General features: G+C 61.9%; 20 protein-coding genes. 18 read left to right on the top strand and 2 right to left on the bottom strand.

Annotated features, from left to right (window positions below; translation table 11 throughout):
• Positions 1-71 precede the first annotated feature (71 nt).
• Together katG and BKA07_RS16320 are read right to left on the bottom strand one after the other, a co-directional pair.
• Entirely contained in the window at positions 72-2279 is a 2208-nt protein-coding gene (gene katG / locus BKA07_RS16325) for a catalase/peroxidase HPI (RefSeq protein WP_167951902.1), read from the bottom strand.
• 77 nt (positions 2280-2356) lie between these two features.
• Positions 2357-2833: a transcriptional repressor gene (locus BKA07_RS16320; protein WP_167951900.1), complete on the bottom strand. Its 477-nt coding sequence runs from the start codon at positions 2831-2833 to the stop codon at positions 2357-2359.
• Between the two features lie 459 nt (positions 2834-3292).
• On the opposite strand from BKA07_RS16320, the gene rpsL reads away from it, so the two are divergent.
• The 18 genes from rpsL (at position 3293) to rplE (ending at position 14915) form a co-directional block, all read left to right on the top strand.
• Positions 3293-3667: a 30S ribosomal protein S12 gene (rpsL, locus tag BKA07_RS16315; protein WP_167951898.1), complete on the top strand. Its 375-nt coding sequence runs from the start codon at positions 3293-3295 to the stop codon at positions 3665-3667.
• Positions 3667-4137 carry a 30S ribosomal protein S7 gene (gene rpsG, locus BKA07_RS16310; RefSeq protein ID WP_167951896.1) on the top strand — a complete coding sequence of 157 codons (471 nt, stop codon included), beginning with the start codon at positions 3667-3669 and terminating at the stop codon, positions 4135-4137. The genes rpsL and rpsG overlap by 1 nt, the downstream gene beginning before the upstream one ends.
• 99 nt (positions 4138-4236) lie before the next feature.
• Positions 4237-6342, top strand: coding sequence for an elongation factor G (gene fusA, locus BKA07_RS16305; protein ID WP_167951894.1), 2106 nt, complete (start codon positions 4237-4239; stop codon positions 6340-6342).
• Between the two features lie 116 nt (positions 6343-6458).
• The gene (gene tuf / locus BKA07_RS16300) at positions 6459-7652 is read left to right on the top strand and encodes an elongation factor Tu (RefSeq protein WP_167951892.1); all 1194 of its coding nucleotides are present in this window, start codon (positions 6459-6461) and stop codon (positions 7650-7652) included.
• A 491-nt stretch (positions 7653-8143) separates the two neighbouring features.
• Complete coding sequence (gene rpsJ / locus BKA07_RS16295; protein WP_009379191.1) at positions 8144-8452, top strand: 30S ribosomal protein S10; 309 nt, start codon at positions 8144-8146, stop codon at positions 8450-8452.
• Positions 8453-8463: 11 nt separating this feature from the next.
• On the top strand, positions 8464-9138 hold the full coding sequence (gene rplC / locus BKA07_RS16290; protein WP_167951890.1) for a 50S ribosomal protein L3: 675 nt from the start codon (positions 8464-8466) through the stop codon (positions 9136-9138).
• Between the two features lie 5 nt (positions 9139-9143).
• Complete coding sequence (gene rplD / locus BKA07_RS16285) at positions 9144-9797, top strand: 50S ribosomal protein L4 (protein ID WP_167951888.1); 654 nt, start codon at positions 9144-9146, stop codon at positions 9795-9797.
• On the top strand, positions 9794-10093 hold the full coding sequence (gene rplW / locus BKA07_RS16280; RefSeq protein WP_167951886.1) for a 50S ribosomal protein L23: 300 nt from the start codon (positions 9794-9796) through the stop codon (positions 10091-10093). The genes rplD and rplW overlap by 4 nt, the downstream gene beginning before the upstream one ends.
• Positions 10094-10123: 30 nt before the next feature.
• Positions 10124-10960 carry a 50S ribosomal protein L2 gene (gene rplB / locus BKA07_RS16275; RefSeq protein ID WP_167951884.1) on the top strand — a complete coding sequence of 279 codons (837 nt, stop codon included), beginning with the start codon at positions 10124-10126 and terminating at the stop codon, positions 10958-10960.
• A gap of 15 nt (positions 10961-10975) precedes the next feature.
• Complete coding sequence (gene rpsS / locus BKA07_RS16270) at positions 10976-11257, top strand: 30S ribosomal protein S19 (protein WP_167951882.1); 282 nt, start codon at positions 10976-10978, stop codon at positions 11255-11257.
• Between the two features lie 42 nt (positions 11258-11299).
• Positions 11300-11686: a 50S ribosomal protein L22 gene (rplV, locus tag BKA07_RS16265; RefSeq protein ID WP_167951880.1), complete on the top strand. Its 387-nt coding sequence runs from the start codon at positions 11300-11302 to the stop codon at positions 11684-11686.
• Entirely contained in the window at positions 11686-12501 is an 816-nt protein-coding gene (gene rpsC, locus BKA07_RS16260) for a 30S ribosomal protein S3 (RefSeq protein WP_167951878.1), read from the top strand. The genes rplV and rpsC overlap by 1 nt, the downstream gene beginning before the upstream one ends.
• A gap of 3 nt (positions 12502-12504) precedes the next feature.
• On the top strand, positions 12505-12921 hold the full coding sequence (gene rplP / locus BKA07_RS16255) for a 50S ribosomal protein L16 (protein WP_167951876.1): 417 nt from the start codon (positions 12505-12507) through the stop codon (positions 12919-12921).
• 2 nt (positions 12922-12923) lie between these two features.
• Entirely contained in the window at positions 12924-13175 is a 252-nt protein-coding gene (gene rpmC / locus BKA07_RS16250) for a 50S ribosomal protein L29 (RefSeq protein ID WP_167951875.1), read from the top strand.
• Positions 13175-13462, top strand: a complete 288-nt coding sequence (rpsQ, locus tag BKA07_RS16245) for a 30S ribosomal protein S17 (RefSeq protein ID WP_167951874.1) — start codon at positions 13175-13177, stop codon at positions 13460-13462. The genes rpmC and rpsQ overlap by 1 nt, the downstream gene beginning before the upstream one ends.
• Positions 13463-13606: 144 nt before the next feature.
• Positions 13607-13975, top strand: a complete 369-nt coding sequence (rplN, locus tag BKA07_RS16240; protein WP_167951872.1) for a 50S ribosomal protein L14 — start codon at positions 13607-13609, stop codon at positions 13973-13975.
• A 2-nt stretch (positions 13976-13977) separates the two neighbouring features.
• The gene (rplX, locus tag BKA07_RS16235; protein ID WP_167951870.1) at positions 13978-14346 is read left to right on the top strand and encodes a 50S ribosomal protein L24; all 369 of its coding nucleotides are present in this window, start codon (positions 13978-13980) and stop codon (positions 14344-14346) included.
• Entirely contained in the window at positions 14346-14915 is a 570-nt protein-coding gene (gene rplE / locus BKA07_RS16230; protein ID WP_167951868.1) for a 50S ribosomal protein L5, read from the top strand. Before rplX ends, rplE begins: the two co-directional genes overlap by 1 nt.
• The last annotated feature ends 14 nt before the right edge of the window (positions 14916-14929 follow it).

Genomic DNA, 14929 nt, shown 5'->3' with positions numbered 1-14929 from the left:
TGCATGAGACACCCGGATACGAGTGTGCCCCCACCATATGGTGGGGGCACACTCGCGATTCGTCGGATCACTCAGCGGTGAAGATCGAAGCGGTCGGCTTCGACGAGCTTGCTCCATGCCTTGACGAAGTCGTTGACGAACTTCTCCTGAGCGTCATCGGAGGCGTACACCTCGGCGAGGGCACGCAGCTCGGAGTTGGCACCGAGGAGCAGATCGATCCTGCTTCCGGTCCACAGCTTCTCTCCGGCAGGGGAGAAGCACTCGTAGACGTTGGCGGATTCGGATGGCCCGATCGGCTTCCAGACGTTGCCCAGTTCGAGCAGATTGACGAAGAAGTCATTCGTCAGTTCGCCCGGGCGATCGGTGAACACACCGAGTTCGGAGTCTTCGTAATTCGCGCCGAGGACGCGGAGTCCGCCGATGAGCACCACCAGTTCCGAAGGGGTCAGCCCCAGCAGGCTCGCCCGGTCCAGGAGGAGGTACTCGGCCGACAGCGGGAGGCCCTCGGTGAGGTAGTTGCGGAACCCGTCGTGAGTCGGTTCCAGGTAGGAGAACGAGTCGACGTCCGTCTGCTCCTGGGAGGCGTCTCCGCGGCCGGTCGAGACCGGGACGCTGACGTCATGACCGGCCGCCTTCGCCGCGGTCTCGATGCCGACGCCGCCGGCGATCGCCAGGACATCGGCGAACGAAGCACCGGTGTCGGCGGCGATGCCTTCGAGGACAGCGATGACCTCGGCCAGCTTCGCGGGCTCATTGACTTCCCAGCTCTTCTGCGGTTCGAGGCGCAGACGTCCGCCGTTGACGCCGCCGCGGAAGTCGGAGACACGGTGGGTCGATGCCGCGGCCCAGGTGGTCGAGATCAGCTGGGAGACGCTGAGACCGGAATCGCGTACCGCGGCCTTGACCGCTTCGAGCCCCGCGTTGTCGAGTGGGTTGCCGGCCGGAACCGGATCCTGCCAGATGAGGTCTTCGCTGGGGACCTCGGGTCCGAGGTAGCGGGTGGCCGGGCCCATGTCACGGTGGGTCAGCTTGAACCACGCACGGGCGAAGGCTTCTTCGAATGCCTTCTGGTCGTCCTTGAAGCGGCGGGAGATCTCGCCGTAGATGGGATCGAACCGCAGGGAGAGATCGGTCGTGAGCATGCGCGGCTCACGGCGTCCGTCACCCTGCGCCATCGGAACCATGTCATCGCCGCCGCCGTCGATCGGACGCCATTGCAGGTGTCCGCCTTCGTTCTCGAACACCTCCCACTCGTAGGCGAAGAGGATGTGGAAGAACTCGTTGTCCCAGCGGGTCGGGTGGTAGGTCCAGGTGACCTCGATGCCGCTGCCGACGGTGTCATTGCCCTGTCCGGTGCCGAAATCGCTCTTCCAGCCCAGACCCTGCTCTTCGATCGGTGCGGCTTCCGGGTCCCCGCCCTTGTGGGATTCCGGTGCGGCGCCGTGGGTCTTTCCGAATGTGTGTCCGCCGGCGATGAGGGCGACGGTCTCCTCGTCATCCATTGCCATCCGGGCGAAGGTCTCGCGGATGTCGATCGCTGCGGCCAGCGGGTCCGGCTTGCCCTCCGGGCCCTCCGGGTTGACGTAGATGAGGCCCATGGTGGTCGCGGCCAGCGGCTTCTGCAGCTCCCGGTTGCCCACATAGCGTTTGTCGGTGCCCAGCCATTCGGTCTCGGAGCCCCAGTAGACGTCGTTGTCGGGTTCCCACACGTCCCTGCGTCCACCGGCGAAGCCGAAGGTCTTGAAGCCCATGGACTCCAGCCCGACGTTTCCGGCGAGGATGAACAGGTCGGCCCAGGAGATCTTCTTGCCGTACTTCTTCTTCACCGGCCACAGCAGTCGGCGCGCCTTGTCGAGGCCGACGTTGTCGGGCCATGAGTTCAGGGGAGCGAAGCGCTGCTGTCCCTCTCCGCCGCCGCCGCGACCGTCCTGGACACGGTAGGTGCCTGCGGAGTGCCAGGCCATGCGGATCATGAACGGGCCGTAATGCCCGAAGTCGGCCGACCACCAGTCGGCATTGGTCTTCTGGAGCTCTTCGATATCGGCCTTGAGGGCGTAGTAGTCGAGGGTGGCGAATTCGGCATCGTAGTCGAAGCCCTCGTCCATGGGGTCGCGTGCAGGCTGGTTCTTGGCCAGGATCTTGAGATTGAGGCGGTTGGGCCACCAATGGGAATTGGCATCCCCCTGGCTGGGATCGACCAGCGAGTCGGCGTCGGGCTCCGCTGCCGATGCCGGGGTCGTGTGGACGACGGGACAGCCGCCGGTGGTGGTTTCGGACATAGATGTTCCTTTCACAGTCGGGACCTGTGAGGGCCCCGGTCGAAGACGGAGGTGTGGTTTCGTCGAAGGACAGGTGATCAGACCGCCGAGGCGGATTCGCGGCCGTGTGAATCCGCTGCCGACCCAGCGCAGTCGGGGCACAGGCCCCAGAAGGTCACCTCGGCCTGCTCGATGATGAATCCCGCATCGTGCGACGGCGTCAGACAAGGGGCCTGTCCGACCGTGCAGTCGACATCGACGATGAGGTTGCACGAACGGCACACCATGTGGTGATGGTTGTCGCCGATGCGCCTCTCATAGCGGGCGACGGACCCGGACGGCTGAATGCACCGTACGAGGCCGACCTCGGTGAGTGTGTGCAGAGAGTCGTAGACCGCCTGATGGGACACCTCGGGGAGGTGGTCCCGGACAGCCAGGATCACGGTCTCGGTGTCTGCATGCTGGTGGTTGCAGACGGCCTGGAGGACCGCGACCCTCTGCTTGGTCACGCGCAGGGAACTGTCTCGCAGTGCTGCGGAGGCTTCCCACTCGTGCTCTTGCTTCTTCTCAGCCACAGAAACAGCATGCCGTGTTCTCTTGAATGAGTCAAGGAAGCGGAAAGTGATCGCGATGTGTCCGATGAGGTCTGAACGCGGCATGTCGAATACGGGAAGCGGGGCTGCCTCCGAACAGCGCACAGACCCCGATTTTGACCTGATGTGCAGGCCCGCGATATTCTGAGATGCGACTGATTGTGTTATCTGTGTCGTCGAACGATCATGCCGGGTGTTTTGTGAGGCCCGGGACCACTGTGAGAATTCGTCCGGCGCAGGCCGCCGACGTGTCACCCCGCACCGGAGCGTGTCTCTGCGACACACCCGAGTGCAGGGTCCGCTGCGTCGCGCGAATACTGGCATCGGGAGTCGAGCTTCACCCGGTGTCCAGTCGGATATGTCCCACGGTTCACAATCATGGCTCCTGCCATGGCCAACGTTGGGAATTAGGTCTATCGAGAAGCAAATGGAGAACGCTTAGTGCCGACAATCCAGCAGCTCGTCCGCAAGGGACGACATGTCAATCCAGCAGGATCCGACGCTCCTGCCCTGAAGGGCAGCCCGCAGCGTCGTGGAGTGTGCACCCGTGTGTACACCACTACCCCCAAGAAGCCGAACTCGGCTCTTCGCAAGGTCGCTCGTGTCAAGCTTTCGAGCCAGATCGAAGTGACTGCCTACATCCCGGGCGAAGGACACAACCTGCAGGAGCACTCGATCGTGCTCGTGCGCGGTGGTCGTGTCAAGGATCTGCCGGGTGTGCGCTACCGCATCGTTCGCGGTTCGCTCGACACCCAGGGCGTCAAAGGCCGCCAGCAGGCACGCAGCAAGTACGGTGCGAAGAGGGAGAAGAAGTAATGCCACGTAAAGGTCCTGCACCAAAACGACCGATCGTCGTTGACCCGGTCTTCAGTTCGCCGCTCGTCACGCAGCTGATCAACAAGATCCTGCTCGACGGAAAGCGTTCGACCGCAGAGCGCATCGTCTACGGTGCCCTCGAAGGCACTCGTGAGAAGAACGGCAATGAGCCGGTCGTCAACCTGAAGAAGGCTCTCGACAACATCCGCCCGTCCCTCGAGGTTCGCTCCCGCCGCGTCGGCGGCGCAACCTACCAGGTTCCGGTCGATGTCCGTCCGACTCGTTCAACGACCCTGGCGCTGCGCTGGCTCGTGGGATACTCCCGCCAGCGCCGTGAGAAGACGATGACCGAGCGTCTCATGAACGAGATTCTCGACGCGAGCAACGGCCTCGGCGCTGCTGTCAAGCGTCGTGAGGACACCCACAAGATGGCCGAGTCCAACAAGGCCTTCGCCCACTACCGCTGGTAATCGTTCCCTCCCAGGAACCCGGGTCGGCCGCCTCCGTTCGGAGTCAGTCGGCCGGGCAGCGGGGGAGTCGATCAAATCATCGATTGAGAGAGAGACACCGTGGCACTTGACGTGCTCACCGACCTGAACAAGGTCCGTAACATCGGCATCATGGCGCACATCGATGCCGGTAAGACAACCACGACCGAACGCATCCTCTACTACACCGGTGTGAACTACAAGATCGGCGAGACCCACGACGGCGCCTCGACGATGGACTGGATGGACCAGGAGCAGGAACGCGGCATCACGATCACCTCGGCTGCCACCACCTGCTACTGGCACGACAACCAGATCAACATCATCGACACTCCGGGTCACGTCGACTTCACCGTCGAGGTGGAGCGCTCACTGCGCGTCCTCGACGGCGCCGTCGCAGTCTTCGACGGCAAGGAAGGCGTTGAGCCGCAGTCCGAGACCGTCTGGCGTCAGGCCGACAAGTACGACGTGCCACGTGTGTGCTTCGTCAACAAGATGGACAAGCTCGGCGCGGACTTCTACTTCACCGTCCAGACGATCCGCGAGCGTCTGGGTGCCAAGCCTCTGGTCATCCAGTTGCCGATCGGCGCCGAATCCGATTTCGCCGGCATCGTCGACCTGCTTGAGATGAAGGCCTTCATCTGGCCTGACGAGTCCAAGAAGGGTCAGGACATGACCGAGATCGAGATCCCGGACGATCTCAAGGATCGTGCAGTGGAGTACCGGGCTCAGCTCATCGAGGATGTCGCTGAGAGCACGGAAGAGCTCATGGAGAAGTACCTCGAGGGCGACGAGCTCTCGATCGACGAGATCAAGTCGGGAATCCGTGCCCTCGTCGTCCAGTCGGCGGCCTTCCCGGTGATGTGCGGTTCCGCGTACAAGAACAAGGGCGTCCAGCCCATGCTCAACGCGGTCATCGACTACCTTCCCTCTCCGCTCGACGTGCCTCCGATGGTCGGACACAACCCGAGCAACGAAGATGAGGACCTCACCCGCCGGCCGGCCAAGGACGAACCGTTCTCGGCTCTCGCGTTCAAGGTCTCCACCCACCCGTTCTTCGGCGCGCTGACCTATGTGCGCGTGTACTCCGGGCACGTCAAGTCCGGCGAGCAGGTGCTGAACACGACCTCGGGCAAGAAAGAACGCGTCGGCAAGCTCTTCCAGATGCACTCCAACAAGGAGAATCCTGTGGAAGAGGCCTTCGCGGGTCACATCTACGCCTTCATCGGTCTCAAGGAGACGACGACCGGCGACACGCTCAGCGATTCGGCGAACCCGATCGCCCTCGAGTCGATGACCTTCCCCGAACCGGTCATCTCCGTGGCGATCGAGCCGAAGACGAAGAGCGACCAGGAGAAGCTGTCGGCAGCGATCCAGAAGTTCGTCAAGGAAGACCCGACCTACCAGGTCGAACTCGATGCGGAGACCGGTCAGACCGTCATCCGCGGCATGGGCGAGCTCCACCTCGACATCCTCGTCGACCGCATGAAGCGTGAGTTCAAGGTCGAGGCGAATGTCGGCAAGCCCCAGGTCGCCTACCGTGAGACGATTCGCCGCACCGTCGAGAAGTACGACTTCACCCACAAGAAGCAGACGGGTGGTTCGGGACAGTTCGCCAAGGTCCAGGTCACCTTCGAACCCCTCGAGGTCGAAGGCGATACGATCTACGAGTTCGAGAATGCCATCACGGGCGGACGCATTCCGCGTGAGTACATTCCGAGCGTCGACGCCGGGATCCAGGACGCCATGGAGCTTGGCGCTCTGGCCGGCTACCCGATGGTCGGCGTCAAGGCCACACTGGTCGACGGCGCTTACCACGATGTCGACTCCTCGGAGATGGCATTCAAGATCGCCGGTTCGATGGTCTTCAAGGAGGCCGTTCAGAAGGCGAAGCCGGTTCTGCTGGAACCGGTCATGGACGTCGAGGTGCGCACCCCCGAGGAATACATGGGGGACGTCATCGGCGACCTCAATTCCAGACGTGGCCAGATCCAGTCCATGGACGATGCTTCCGGTGTGAAGGTCGTCAAGGCTGTGGTCCCGTTGTCGGAGATGTTCGGTTACATCGGTGATCTGCGGTCGAAGACCCAGGGCCGTGCGGTGTACACGATGACCTTCTCCAGCTATGCGGAGGTCCCCAAGGCAGTAGCCGAGGAGATCGTCCAGAAGATGCGTGGCGGAGAGTAATCTCCGGTCCCCGGTCGCCCCGGTGATCAAGAACATGTTCACCGGAATGAAAGTTAACCAACAAAGGACTTAAGATATGAACCGCATATCTTTTGCCAACCACGAGGAGGAACCCAGTGGCAAAGGCTAATTTCGACAGGAATAAGCCGCACGTCAACATTGGTACCATTGGCCACGTTGACCACGGAAAGACCACCTTGACCGCCGCGATCACCAAGGTCCTGGCGGACAAGTACCCAGAACTCAACCAGGCTCAGGCCTTCGACCAGGTGGACAACGCACCTGAGGAGAAGGAGCGCGGCATCACTATCAACGTCTCGCACGTTGAGTATCAGACCGAGAAGCGCCACTACGCGCACGTCGATGCCCCTGGTCACGCCGACTACATCAAGAACATGATCACCGGTGCTGCTCAGATGGACGGCGCGATCCTCGTGGTCGCCGCCACTGACGGTCCGATGCCGCAGACCCGTGAGCACGTTCTGCTGGCTCGCCAGGTGGGCGTCCCCTACATCGTCGTCGCACTGAACAAGTCCGATATGGTCGATGACGAGGAGCTCCTCGAGCTCGTCGACTTCGAAGTTCGCGATCTGCTCTCGAGCCAGGACTTCGACGGAGACAACGCCCCGGTCATCCCGGTGTCCGCTCTTAAGGCGCTGGAAGGCGACGAGAAGTGGGTCAAGAGCGTTGAGGACCTCATGGAGGCCGTCGACGACAACGTTCCCGAGCCGGAGCGCGACGTCGACAAGCCCTTCCTGATGCCCGTCGAGGACGTCTTCACGATCACCGGTCGTGGAACCGTCGTCACCGGTCGTGTCGAGCGCGGTGTCCTGCTGCCCAACGACGACATCGAAATCGTCGGCATCAAGGAGAAGTCGTCCAAGACGGCCGTCACCGCAATCGAGATGTTCCGCAAGACTCTGCCTGACGCACGTGCAGGCGAGAACGTCGGTCTCCTCCTGCGTGGCACCAAGCGCGAAGATGTCGAGCGCGGACAGGTCATCGTGAAGCCGGGGTCGATCACTCCGCACACCAAGTTCGAAGGTCAGGTCTACATCCTGAGCAAGGACGAGGGCGGACGTCACAACCCGTTCTACTCGAACTACCGTCCTCAGTTCTACTTCCGGACGACGGACGTCACCGGCGTCATCCAGCTGCCCGAGGGCACCGAGATGGTCATGCCCGGAGACAACACCGACATGTCGGTCGAGCTGATCCAGCCGATCGCCATGGAGGAGGGCCTCCGCTTCGCCATCCGCGAGGGTGGACGTACGGTCGGCGCTGGTCGTGTGACGAAGATCAACGCCTGATACACCGTCGATCGCTGAGGCTCAGGCCTTGACGTCGGGGCGCATGTCCTGACCGATCGATTCGGAACCCCGGTCCCGTGAGGGCCGGGGTTCCGTGCATTCATCGGTGGGTGCCACGCTGCTCGGCGAAGGGAACGTGCGCACTGCCATGAAATGCCTCACAGAGAAGATGTCCGGAATTGCGCGGACGAAGTGGTATATGACAAGATAGTGAGGTTGCGTTCTGGGCGTTGGCCCCTGCACTGCGGTAGCGATACCGCGAACAGCCCGGAACACTATCGGATCGATGAATCTGCCTGAGAGCGGGTTCGGACCGAGCAGCCAATGAGTAGAAGCGCCGTCGGCCCCGGGTGAGAGTTGGAAGATTCTCCGCAAGGTATAGCCGACACGCCCGACCTCGGGGGTCGGTCATGGTCAGTCGGCACAGACCACAGGCGAGGAATTCGCCTGTCGGTTGATGGCCGGAAGCAACTAAAGAAAGAGACGACGCCATGGCGGGACAGAAGATCCGCATTCGGCTCAAGTCGTACGACCACGCAGTGATTGACAGTGCCGCACGCAAGATCGTGGACACCGTCACTCGCGCAGGTGCGACTGTTGTGGGCCCCGTGCCGTTGCCAACGGAGAAGAACGTGTACTGCGTCATCCGTTCGCCACACAAGTACAAGGACAGCCGTGAGCATTTCGAAATGCGCACGCACAAGCGTCTGATCGACATCGTCGATCCGACGCCGAAGGCCGTCGATTCGCTCATGCGTCTCGACCTCGCCGACGACGTCAACATCGAGATCAAGCTCTGAGGGAGGCAACTATGACGAACAATCGTTCATCAGCTCTCCCGACGACCCGCAAGGTCAAGGGCCTTCTGGGAACCAAGCTGGGCATGACCCAGGTCTGGGATGAGCAGAACAATCTCGTACCGGTGACCGTAGTGGCCGCCGGCAGCAATGTCGTGACTCAGATCCGCAACCAGGAAACCGATGGTTACCCGGCAGTGCAGATCGCGTTCGGCGAGATCGATCCGCGCAAGGTCAACAAGCCGAACGCAGGCCACTTCGAGAAGGCCGGCGTGACCCCACGTCGTCACCTCGTCGAGCTGCGCACTGCAGACGCTGACGACTACGCGCTGGGTCAGGAGCTCGGAGTCGATACGTTCGATGCCGGGATCAAGGTCGACGTGACCGCAAAGACCAAGGGTAAGGGAACCGCCGGTGTCATGAAGCTTCATGGCTTCCAGGGCGTCGGCGCCTCCCACGGACAGCACCGCAACCACCGCAAGCCGGGTGCGATCGGCGGAGCCGCGACCCCGGGTCGCGTGTTCAAGGGTACGCGCATGGCCGGCCGTATGGGTGCAGTCAAGCACACCACCCAGAACCTCACGATCCACGCCGTGGATGCCGAGAACAACTTCCTGCTCATCAAGGGTGCCGTTCCCGGCCCCAAGGGTGCAGTCGTTCTCGTTCGCTCGGCCGCGAAGGAGGCCTGAACGTAATGACTGATGTCAAGACAGTCGACGTTGTCGATGCCACTGGTGCGAAGACCGGATCCGTTGACCTGCCGGCCGAGATCTTCGGCGTGCAGACCAATGTGCCGCTGATCCACCAGGTTGTCGTCGCGCAGCTGGCAGCAGCCCGGCAGGGTACACATAAGACAAAGACCCGCTCCGAAGTTCGCGGTGGCGGTCGCAAGCCCTACCGCCAGAAGGGAACCGGCAATGCCCGTCAGGGCTCGATCCGCGCCCCTCAGTACAACGGCGGTGGAATCGTGCACGGGCCGGTTCCTCGCGATTACTCGCAGCGGACCCCCAAGAAGATGAAGACCGCGGCTCTGCGCGGTGCTCTCTCGGATCGTGCACGTCTCGATCAGGTCTTCGTCGTGAAGAACCTGGTCACAGGCGAAGCGCCGTCGACCAAGCAGGCGAAGCTGGCCCTGGCCGGCCTGTCCGATCGCAAGAACACCCTCGTGGTGCTCGACCGTGACGATGAGCTGTCCTACCGCAGCGTTCGCAACCTGCCTCACGTCCACGTGCTCACCTCGGACCAGCTCAACACATACGATGTGTTGGTCGCCGATGACATCGTGTTCACCGAGTCAGCGCTGGAGACGTTCCTGGGCGGATACCGCAAATCGGAGGACGCATCATGAGTCTGAACTTCAAGGACCCACGCGACATCATCGTCGCACCGGTCGTCTCGGAAAAGACCTACAGCCTGATGGACGAAGGAAAGTACACCTTCCTCGTCGATCAGGGGTCGAACAAGACCGAGATCAAGCAAGCCATTGAATCGATCTTCAATGTGCAGGTCGACAAGGTCAACACCCTGAATCGTCAGGGCAAGCGCCGTCGCACCCGCACAGGCTGGGGCAAGCGCAAGGATACCAAGCGTGCCATTGTCGCCCTCAAGGACGGATCGATCGACATCTTCGGTGGATCGCTCTAAGCGATCCTTCGTAAAAGAAGGACAAGACTCATGGGAATCCGTAAGCACAAGCCGACGACCCCGGGCCGTCGTGGCTCATCGGTCGCCGACTTCGTCGAAGTGACCCGGTCTACACCGGAGAAGTCACTTCTGCGCCCACTGCCCAAGCGCGGTGGCCGCAACAGCCAGGGACGCGTGACCACTCGCCATCAGGGCGGCGGCCACAAGCGTCAGTACCGTGTCATCGACTTCCGCCGCCATGACAAAGATGGCGTTCCGGCGAAGGTCGCTCACATCGAATACGACCCCAACCGCACCGCGCGGATCGCTCTTCTGCACTATGCAGATGGTGAGAAGCGCTACATCCTCGCCCCGCAGAACCTCAAGCCGGGTGCGCAGGTGGAAGCCGGAGTGGGCGCAGACATCAAGCCGGGCAACAACCTCGCCCTGCGCAACACCCCAGTCGGCACCGTGCTGCACGCAGTTGAGATGCGTCCCGGTGGCGGTGCCAAGATCGCACGCTCTGCCGGATCTTCCGTGCAGCTCGTGGCGAAGTACGGACGGTTCGCTCAGCTGCGGATGCCTTCGGGCGAAATCCGCAATGTGGACGCGCGCTGCCGTGGCACGATCGGCGCAGTCGGCAATGCCGAGCAGTCGAACATCAGCTGGGGCAAAGCAGGTCGCATGCGTTGGAAGGGCAAGCGCCCAACCGTGCGCGGTGTCGTCATGAACCCGATCGATCACCCGCATGGTGGTGGCGAGGGCCGTACCTCGGGTGGTCGTCACCCAGTCAGCCCGTGGGGTCAGCTAGAGGGCCGCACTCGTCGGCCGAACAAAGAGAGCGACAAGTACATCGTGCGCCGTCGCCGGACCGGCAAGAAGCGCTGATTGGAGTACTGACTTATGCCTCGTAGCCTCAAAAAGGGTCCTTTCGTCGACGAACACCTGTACCAGAAGGTGGCCGTTCAGAACGAGAAGAACACGAAAAACGTAATCAAGACATGGTCTCGTCGCTCGATGATCATCCCGGACTTCCTGGGACACACCATCGCGGTACATGACGGACGCAAGCATGTTCCAGTCTTCATCACTGAAGCCATGGTCGGACATAAGCTTGGCGAGTTCGCACCGACACGGACGTTCCGTGGCCACGAAAAGGACGATCGCAAGGGTCGCCGCCGCTGAGGCGGGGCACTCCTACGATCCTAAACAAGAGAGAAGGAAGCGATGGAAGCCAAGGCTAAGGCGCGTTACCTGCGCGTTACGCCTCGCAAGGCTCGGCGCGTCATCGACCTCATTCGTGGTCAGCAGGCGACCGAAGCACTTGCGGTGTTGAAGTTTGCAGAACAATCGGCATCCGATCCGATTTACAAGCTCGTTGCCTCCGGCATCGCCAATGCGCGTGTCCGGGCCGACGAGGAAGGCGTTGCGTTCGACGAGAACGAACTGGTCATCTCCGAAGCCTTCGTGGACGAGGGACCAACCATGAAGCGGTTCCGTCCGCGTGCCCAGGGTCGCGCTTTTCGCATCGAGAAGCGCACGAGCCACGTATCAGTGGTCCTGGCCAGCGGTGACGACCTGCCTCAGCGCAAGAGCCGGAAGGGGAACCGTTAATGGGCCAGAAAATCAATCCGAACGGATTCCGACTCGGAATCACCACGGATCACAAGTCGAAGTGGTTTGCTGACTCGACCAAACCGGGTCAGCGCTACAGCGACTACGTGCTCGAAGATGTGAAGATCCGACAGATGATGTCCAAGGGCCTTGAGCGCGCCGGCATCTCCAAGGTCAACATCGAGCGCACACGTGACCGTGTCCGGGTGGACATCCACACTGCCCGACCGGGCATTGTCATTGGACGTCGTGGAGCCGAAGCCGATCGCATCCGCGGTCAGCTCGAGAAGCTCACCGGCAAGCAGATTCAGCTCAATATCCTTGAGGTGAAGAATGCGGAGATCGACGCGCAGCTCGTTGCTCAGGGAGTTGCCGAGCAGCTCGCCAGCCGTGTGGCATTCCGCCGCGCGATGCGCAAGTCGATCCAGAGCGCTCAGCGTGCAGGTGCCAAGGGCATCCGCGTTCAGTGCTCGGGCCGCCTCGGCGGTGCTGAGATGAGCCGCAGCGAGTTCTACCGCGAAGGTCGTGTGCCTCTGCACACCCTGCGTGCGAACATCGACTTCGGAGTTCACGAAGCACACACCACCTTTGGCCGCATCGGTGTCAAGGTGTGGATCTACAAGGGCGATATGACCGACAAGGAGCTTGCCGCCGAGCAGGCGAAGGCTCCTGCTGCTCGCGGCCCGCGTGGCCGGGGGCGCGGTCGTGGAGGCCGCGGTCGTGGTCAGGAAGGCGCATCGCGCCGGAACGACCAGGGCCGCAGCACAGACAACAATGCCGAGGCCCCCGCGGCTGAGGCCGGATCGGAGGGCTGACACATGTTGATCCCTCGTCGGGTTAAATACCGCAAGCAGCATCACCCCAAGCGGGGCGGCGCAGCCAAGGGCGGCACCAAGGTGTCGTTCGGTGACTACGGCATCCAGGCCATCGAGCCCGCCTACATCACCAACCGGCAGATCGAGGCCGCACGTATTGCCATGACCCGCTATATCAAGCGCGGCGGCAAGGTGTGGATCAACATCTACCCTGATCAGCCGCTGACGAAGAAGCCTGCCGAGACCCGCATGGGTTCCGGTAAGGGTTCGCCGGAGTGGTGGGTCGCCAATGTCAAGCCGGGCCGGGTTCTGTTCGAGCTCGCCGGTGTGTCCGAGGAAGTTGCTCGCGAGGCCCTGCGCCTGGCGATCCACAAGCTTCCGCTCAAGGCCCGTATCGTGGCCCGCGAAGGTGGTGAGTGAGTATGGCAATCGGTTCGAAGAGCCTTTCCATGGACGCACTTGACGGTTATGACAACGAGCGTCTGCTCGAGGAGCTCAAGAAGGCCAAGGCCGAGCTGTTCAACCTGCGCTTCCAGTCGGCCACCGGCCAGCTGGAGAGCCATGGCCGTCTGAAGGCCGTGCGTCGCGACATCGCTCGTATCTACACCGTGCTCAATGAGCGGGAACTGGACATTCGTCCGAACCCTGCTGACGCTAAGGAAGAGGACAAGTGATGGCGGAGACCACCAATCCCGAGGCAACGCCTGAGGAGCGCAACACCCGCAAGACTGCGCGCGGCTACGTTGTTTCCGACAAGATGCAGAAGACGATCGTCGTCGAGGTGGAGGAGCGCAAGACGCACCGCCTCTACGGCAAGGTCCTGCGCCAGTCGGTGAAGTACAAGGTTCACGATGAGGAGGACACCGCCGGTGTCGGTGACCTCGTCCTCGTAGCCGAAACGCGTCCGATCTCGGCCGCGAAGCGTTGGCGGCTCGTCGAGATCCTCGAACGCGCCAAGTAAGCCGACGCCACCCCTCCCACCCGGTCCCGCCCACGACCTCGATGAGGTCGTGGGCGGCTACCGGGAATGGGGTGGAATGTCATTAATCCGTTCCGCAAGGCTCATGCATTCGCGTGAGAACCAGCGCGACGACAGGAGAAAATAGTGATTCAGCAAGAGTCGCGACTCAAGGTCGCCGACAACACTGGTGCCAAGCAGATCCTGGCAATCAGGATTCTGGGCGGCTCCGGTCGGCGCTATGCCTCGATCGGGGACACCATCGTGGCAACCGTCAAAGACGCAATTCCTGGTGGAAACGTGAAGAGGGGTGACGTCGTCAAGGCAGTCATCGTTCGGACCGCCAAGGAACGCCGTCGTCCCGATGGTTCGTACATCAAGTTCGACGAGAATGCAGCAGTCATCCTCAAGACAGATGGCGAACCACGCGGAACCCGTATCTTCGGTCCCGTGGGACGCGAATTGCGCGACAAGAAGTTCATGAAGATCGTCTCCCTGGCACCGGAGGTGTTGTGAGCATGGCGAACAAGCTCAAGATCAAGAAGGGCGACCTCGTCCAGGTGATTGCAGGCGCCCGTCAGTCACGGGGTGGCGATCGTGGGAAGCAGGGCAAGGTTCTTGCCGTGTACCCGGAACGCAACCGCGTCCTCGTTGAGGGCATCAACCGCGTGATCAAGCACAAGAAGGCAACGCAGACTCAGGCCGGCGGCGCCGCCGGCGGCCGTGAGACCCACGAAGCCCCAATCCACGTGTCCAACGTGGCGCTCGTTGATCCCAAGGACAACAAGCCCACCCGCGTCGGATACCGCGAGGAGACCGTTGAACGCGATGGTCGCAGCAAGACCGTTCGGGTTCGCATCTCGCGTCGCACCGGGGAGGAGATCTGATGACGGAAACAACAACGAGCCGTCCAGCGCCACGCCTCAAGCAGGTTTACCGCGATGACATCGTGGCGAAGCTGCAGGACGAGTTCAACTATGCCAACCCCATGCAGATTCCGGGACTGACCAAGGTCGTCGTGAATATGGGTGTGGGTGACGCAGCACGCGATTCGAAGCTGATCGAAGGCGCAATCAACGATCTGACTCTGATCACCGGTCAGAAGCCGGTCGTGACACGGGCGAGGAAGTCGGTCGCCCAGTTCAAGTTGCGCGAAGGTCAGCCCATCGGTGCCCACGTGACCATGCGTGGAGCCCGGATGTGGGAATTCATCGATCGTGTGATCACTCTGGCTCTTCCGCGTATCCGCGATTTCCGCGGCCTCTCGGATCGTCAGTTCGACGGGAACGGTAACTACACTTTCGGTCTCACGGAGCAGTCGATGTTCCACGAGATCGATCAGGACCGGATCGACCGTGTCCGTGGTATGGATATCACAGTCGTGACTACAGCGAACACCGACGACGAGGGACGTGCACTTCTGCGTCACCTCGGGTTCCCGTTCAAGACAAAATAATCGCTACGTTGCAG

It is taken from the genome of Brevibacterium marinum (genome assembly GCF_011927955.1).
In the GTDB taxonomy this organism is placed as follows: Bacteria; Actinomycetota; Actinomycetes; order Actinomycetales; family Brevibacteriaceae; genus Brevibacterium; species Brevibacterium marinum.
Note: the sequence above shows the minus strand (reverse complement) of the source record. Positions and strands in the feature narration are given on the sequence as shown.